Genomic DNA, 6,372 nt, shown 5'->3' on the forward strand with positions numbered 1-6,372 from the left:
AATGTTCAATCAATGAAAATAAAAGAGGAAATCCATGAAAAAATTTTTGTTTATAATTTTTGTATCAATGCTGATTCTGAGTTATACTTCAATTTATGCTCAAAACTCAGGAGAGAAAATAATTAAAGAAACACTCACAAAACTTTTGAATTACAGTAAAGAAAAATCATTTGAAAAAGCTGCAAGTATAATTGCATACACTGGTGAAGACAAAAGCAGAGAATACAAAACCTCGTTCGATGCTTCTAACAAAGATGAATTGAATCAAGTAAAAAGAATATGCAAAAAAATTTCTGCACTTTTAGATATTAGTTCCAGTTACGAAGTTGGTAAAGTTACAGTTTCAAAAGAAAATAATATTGATGTATATAATGCAGAAGTAACATTCATAAGCGGCGAAGAAAAATTAAAAACCAATTTCAAATTTGTTAAAGTTGATAACGGTTACTTGCTGATCAGCATAAATTAATAGATAGATATTTTTGTTGACTGATTTCTCAAACTATCAATGCTAAGACTGCAAACAAATCAATTACAATTAGCATTAAACTTACTTCTTCTTTTTTGCCTGTAAAAATTTTTATTAATGTCCACGAAATAAAACTCCATATAATTCCTTGAGTGATTGAGTTAGTCAATGGGATTAAAATCATTCCAAGAAATGCTGGGATTGAATCATCAAAATTATTCCAATTAATTTTAATGATAGGCTTCATCATAAATACACCTACAAGAATTAATGCTGGTGCAGTTGCTATAGGCGGAACTATTGAAATTAATGGAGAGAAGAACATAAACGGCAGAAATAATATGCCGGCAATAACGGCAGTTAACCCTGTTTTTCCTCCTTCTTCAACTCCTGCTGCAGATTCAATGTAGCTCGTTCCAGAACTTGTTCCAAGTAATCCAGAAATGGTTGTAGAGAATGCATCTGCAATCAATGATTCTTTTATTCTTAATGGTTCTCCATTTTCATCAAGCAAATTTCCTGCTTCTGCAACGCCAATAAAAGTTGCAATCGAATCAAACATATCTGTGAACAAAAAAGCAAAGATTACAGGAAACAAAGAAAATTTTAATGAGCCAATTAAATCAAGTTTTAGAATAAGGCTGAAATCTGGATTTGCAAATAAACCTTTCCATGAAATTAAAGTTGATGTACCAAAACTTGCATAAGCATCGCCATAAATTCTTCCAATTGGAATGGATAAAAGAGTTGTAATAAATATTCCTAATATCAAAGCTCCCTTAATTTTTTTAACCACTAAAATGGAAGTTATAATTAAGCCGACAAGAAAAGTAATCACTGCAGCATCAATCTTGCCGATACCAAGTAGAGTGGCAGGTTTGCTTACAATAAATTTAGCATTAACAAAACCAATGAATGTGATAAATAATCCTATACCTGCTGAAATACCAAATCTAATTTGTTTTGGAATTGATTTTAGAATTAATGTTCTTATGTTCAAAATCGATAGAATCAAAAAAATTATGCCTGACCAGAAAACAGTTCCAAGTGCAACTTCCCATTTGACACCCATTCCTAATACAACTGAATAAGCAAAGAAAGCATTTATTCCCATCCCAGGAGCAATTAAAATTGGATTCCTTGCATAAATTCCCATCATTATGCTGCTGAATGCACTGACTAAAATTGTAGCTGTAAGAACGCCTTCAAAAGGCAAACCTGCCTGTGAAAGTATAGAAGGATTTACAACAATAATGTACATTGAAGCTAAGAATGTAGTTAAGCCAGCTATTAATTCTGTCTTTAAATCAGTATTATATTTTTCGAACTGGAAATATTCTTTAATCATTTTTATCACTTCCTAAGAATTATAAATTCAATAAGAAAAGAAATAAAATAAATTGCAAGAAAATATTTTCTCTTAGAATAGAATTCAACAATCCAAATCATTTAAAAAGTCTGTTATGATTCTGATAAAAATATTAATTCAGCTATATTTATCTTTTTTTATTATTTTTATATGTGTGATTAGAAAAGTTATAGGTTATGAACAGCGAAGACTTAAAAAGCAACATACTTAATTCAATAGCTGATGGCATTTTTACTGTAGATGAAAATTTCAGAATTAATTTTTTCAATAAGTCTGCAGAAAAAATTACTGGGTTTGCAAGTCAAGATGTAATTGGGAAATTCTGCAAAAATATTTTTCAATCAGATTTATGTTATGGTAATTGTCCAATTGCAAGAGCATTAAAATCAGGCGAAAATATATTTGACTTAAGAACAAAACTTAGAACAAAAAATAACACAATTAAATTTGTAAGACTGAGTGCATCTGTAATTAAAAACGGTAACGGAGAAATATCAGGTGGAGTAATTTCTTTTAGAGATATTTCTTCATACATAAATGAAAAAGAGAATACAAAAACTGATGAGCACTTTTATGGAATTGTTGGCAACACTCGAGCAATGGTAAATATCTTTAACTTGATTCATGAAATTGCTTATACAGATGCAAATGTTTTGATACAAGGAGAAACTGGAACAGGGAAAGAAATGATTGCAGATGCAATTCAGATGACAAGCAAAAGGAAGAATGAAAAATACATTAAAGTCAATTGTGCTGTTCTGCCTCCTGCATTGCTTGCAAGTGAACTATTTGGACATGCAAAAGGAGCATTTACTGATGCAGTCAAAGACCGTATCGGAAGATTTGAACTTGCAGATAAAGGAACAATCTTTCTTGATGAAATTGCTGAAATGCCTCTTCAAACTCAAGCTCAATTATTAAGAGTAATTCAAAATGGAACCTTTGAAAGATTAGGAGAATCTATTACACGACATGTTGATGTTAGAATTATTGCAGCTACAAATGTTAAGATTAAAGACGCAATAGCAGAAGGAAAATTTAGAGAAGACCTTTACTACAGATTAAATGTTATTCCAATTGAATTGCCTCCTCTAAGAGAACGAAAAGAAGATATTCCTTATCTCATAAAATACTTTATAAAAAAATTTAATTTAATTTATCAAAAAGATATTCTTGATATAGATAAATCTGCACTCGAGATTTTAATGAATTATAATTGGCCTGGAAATATAAGAGAACTCGAAAATGCAATTGAGTATGCTGTTATAAGAACTAAAAATGAACACTTACTTACTCCATGCTGCCTTCCTGAGCAAATAAGAAATTACACCTCTAATGATATATGCATTGAAAAATTATTAAAGACAAAAAAAATTAATACCACGGAATTAATCCGCCTGCTCGAAACATATAAATGGAATAAATCAAAAGTAGCAGAAATTTTAGGAGTTAATCGTTCTACTTTGTGGCGCTGGCTTAAGGAAATCAGACAAAACTAATGTTGCATTTGCAACAGATTATTTGATAATCGCAACTTTTTTTAATTAAATAAATTATAAGACTTTCGTTGCATAACTGTGCGACAGAATACTTGCCTCAGAACATTTCTATAAAATTTCCTTCAAAAAAGAAATAAAAACTCAACCAAAATTTGTTGTTTCTCTGGCAATAATTTTGCTTTTGGTATAAGCATGAATATTATGTTAGGAAATTATCATTTTCTTACAAGAGATTATCCTTCTGCAATAGAAGAGCTGGAAAATTATTTGTCATTAAATCCAGCAGACAAGCGTGTTAAAAAGAAATTGATAATATGTTATACACAGGTTAATGAGCTTGAAAAAGCAATGAATTTATTTTATTCGCTGATAGAAGAAGATATTGATTTCATTATAAATACAAATCCAGAATTTGAAGATTGTCCGTGTCCAGATTTAGTAGAAAAGTTAGAGAAGGAAAAACCAGAACATTTAAATGATTATGATTTGTTTTTAGAACTTGGGATTCTTTGGCTTTATTGTAATAAAGAAAAATCACTTCAGTATTTTGAAAAAGCCTTCAACTTGAATTCTGAAGACAAAAGAATTCCCATCATCATAGATAAAATAAAATCAAGGTTAATGTCGAACTAAAAAGGAGAAATGAATATGTCAAAAGAAATTACAAGAAAAGAATTTTTAACTAACACCTCTAAATATGCAGTTGGAGCTATGGCAGGAGTAATTGGATTGAATGCACTTGCTGGAGGTAAAATATTAGCAAGTCCCAAAGATTACACATGGCCATGGCCCTACCAGCCATTAGACCCTGAAGATGTTAGAATAAGAGCTCATCATTTATACTGGAACGATAAGGATTGTGCATCTGGAGTTTTTGGTGCTCTTGTAGAAGCATTAAGAGAAAAAGTTGGTGAACCATGGACAGCTATGCCAATTGAAGTAATGTTATTTGGAAGAGGCGGTGGAAATGGTTGGGGAACTCTTTGCGGCGCAGTAAATGGAGCTGCTGCAATAATAAGTCTTGTTACATCAAAAGCTGATTCAGGTAAATTAATTAATGAAATCTGGGGCTGGGCATCTTCTGAAGCTTTACCTTCTAATGCTGCAAATCAAGCTGCTGTAAATGGTAAATATATCGACAAAAAATATAATGATGTACTTCCTCAAAGTGTAAGTGGAAGTGTTCTATGCCATGCTTCTGTTTCTCAATGGTGTAATGTTGCTAAAAAGAAAGTGAGCGACACAGAAAGAAAAGAAAGATGTGCTCGACTTGCAGGAGATGTTGCAGCAAAGACAGCTGAAATATTAAATGCATTCTTTGCTCAAACATTTACTTCTACTTACGTTACAAATCCATATGTAACTCAATGTCAGGGATGTCATGGACCTGCTGCATTTAATAATGTTATGACACAAATGAACTGCGAACCATGTCATGGCAATCCTCACAATGTATCTGGTTTAATAGAAGCAAGCGGCGAAATTCCAAGTGATTTCCATCTTGAACAAAATTATCCTAATCCATTCAACCCATCAACTAAGATTCAGTTTTCAGTTCCAAGAACAGAAAAAGTATCAATTATAGTTTATGATTTAATGGGTCGAGAAGTAAAAAGACTTGTAGACTATGACATATTAAATCCAGGCAAATATACAGTTGAATGGAATGGAACAGATAATTCAGGCAATCGAGTATCAAGCGGAATTTACTTTGCACGAATGACCGCAGGTCAATATCAATTTACAAGAAAGATGAATTTATTGAAATAATTGTTGAATAATTTCAAAGCAGTTCATCTAATTTTGGTTTTTTCTGAATAGGTGAACTGCTTTTTTTTGTGAAGGATATAAAAAATAGTGGATTCCTCAAAATTAACTTAGTATATCGTTAGAGTTCCTAATTAGAATAAATATTACTTTAATTAATGCATACTTAATAGATTAACTACATCTATCCAATTTAAATTAAAGATGTATTTTAGTAATTATTTTATTTTCAATTCACAAGCGTTTTTAAGATCCATTAAATTTGTTAAAATACCTTTATCAAGATTTTTTTGAAAATAATTCTTAAATATCTTTGGAAATATACCTTGTAGGCTTTCTTCTACAATAACTATTGTTCTGTTATTATCTTTTATTAAAGTCCAATTATGAATAGCACTTGCACCAAGTGTAGTACCAGTCCATCCGAAATTTACATTTGGTTTTGATGTGTGAATTTTAGACTTGAATGAAAGTCCTCCGGCTTTCCAATTAAATTCTGTGCCTTCCTCAATATCGCCTAAAACTTCTGTTTCTGAAACGGATTTTTGCCATTTGGGCCAATCTTTTATGCTTGTAAGTATATTCCAGACTGTGTCTATTGGTGCTAATATTTCAATTTGACCCTTTGATATCACTGGAGCATTAGTGTTTATAGGAATATTCATTTTTTCTTTTCTCGTTTGATTTATAATGTATTTATTAAAAGAATAATTTTCATAGAAAAAAAATAAAATAATTATTAATACAAGCATGATGAAAGTGTATAGTATTATTTTCATAATAATTTCATTTATATCTAATTGTATTTTTTATTTCAAAATTATTTATTAAGTGTTTCTGTGTAATTAGCAAATTAGATAGTTCATTGATAAAGTTTATATAAATCAAAACGTAGTAAATAAACTAATAGTTCATACACAACAAAAACTTGAATTTCAGAATCAATCAGTTATTTTAGATTTGGTTTGTTATTATAAAACAATAAGGATGTAATGATGAATACTAATAATTCTTAATAAACTATTATCATATTCATCATAAATTCCTGTCACATACACTTCAGATACGCTAATTTCTCGAGTATTTCTTATCGGACTTTCAAATAACATTCGTGTATTAGTGGCAACTTTTTATAAGCCACTAATGCACGAATAAATTCGTTATTGATTCGTGAATTCGTGGTTTAATTCTTAATACTTCAATTAATTTCCCTTTTAACTAAAAAAGTCTTGTAAATTATTGTCTAACAAGGCATTAATGTTGTGAGC

Annotated in this window: 6 protein-coding genes; 4 read left to right on the forward strand and 2 right to left on the reverse strand. The window is 30.3% G+C overall.

Annotated elements, in window-relative coordinates; genetic code table 11:
* Nucleotides 1–34: 34 nt before the first annotated feature.
* Complete coding sequence (locus tag AC27L2_RS03400; protein ID WP_487210266.1) at nucleotides 35–469, forward strand: hypothetical protein; 435 nt, start codon at nucleotides 35–37, stop codon at nucleotides 467–469.
* 28 nt (nucleotides 470–497) lie between these two features.
* Here the strand turns inward: AC27L2_RS03400 and AC27L2_RS03405 are convergent, their stop codons facing one another.
* Nucleotides 498–1,817: an NCS2 family permease gene (locus AC27L2_RS03405; protein WP_487210267.1), complete on the reverse strand. Its 1,320-nt coding sequence runs from the start codon at nucleotides 1,815–1,817 to the stop codon at nucleotides 498–500.
* 197 nt (nucleotides 1,818–2,014) lie between these two features.
* Here AC27L2_RS03405 and AC27L2_RS03410 point away from each other — a divergent pair, with 197 nt between their 5' ends.
* From AC27L2_RS03410 to AC27L2_RS03420, 3 genes are all read left to right on the forward strand, one after another.
* Nucleotides 2,015–3,337, forward strand: coding sequence for a sigma-54 interaction domain-containing protein (locus tag AC27L2_RS03410; RefSeq protein WP_487210268.1), 1,323 nt, complete (start codon nucleotides 2,015–2,017; stop codon nucleotides 3,335–3,337).
* Nucleotides 3,338–3,529: 192 nt separating this feature from the next.
* Nucleotides 3,530–3,970 carry a tetratricopeptide repeat protein gene (locus AC27L2_RS03415; protein ID WP_487210269.1) on the forward strand — a complete coding sequence of 147 codons (441 nt, stop codon included), beginning with the start codon at nucleotides 3,530–3,532 and terminating at the stop codon, nucleotides 3,968–3,970.
* 15 nt (nucleotides 3,971–3,985) lie between these two features.
* Entirely contained in the window at nucleotides 3,986–5,107 is a 1,122-nt protein-coding gene (locus AC27L2_RS03420) for a C-GCAxxG-C-C family protein (protein ID WP_487210270.1), read from the forward strand.
* 215 nt (nucleotides 5,108–5,322) lie between these two features.
* Here AC27L2_RS03420 and AC27L2_RS03425 read toward each other — a convergent pair whose 3' ends face one another.
* Nucleotides 5,323–5,769, reverse strand: coding sequence for an SRPBCC family protein (locus AC27L2_RS03425; protein ID WP_487210271.1), 447 nt, complete (start codon nucleotides 5,767–5,769; stop codon nucleotides 5,323–5,325).
* Between the last annotated feature and the right edge of the window lie 603 nt (nucleotides 5,770–6,372).

The organism is Rosettibacter sp. KY25 (assembly GCF_057554405.1).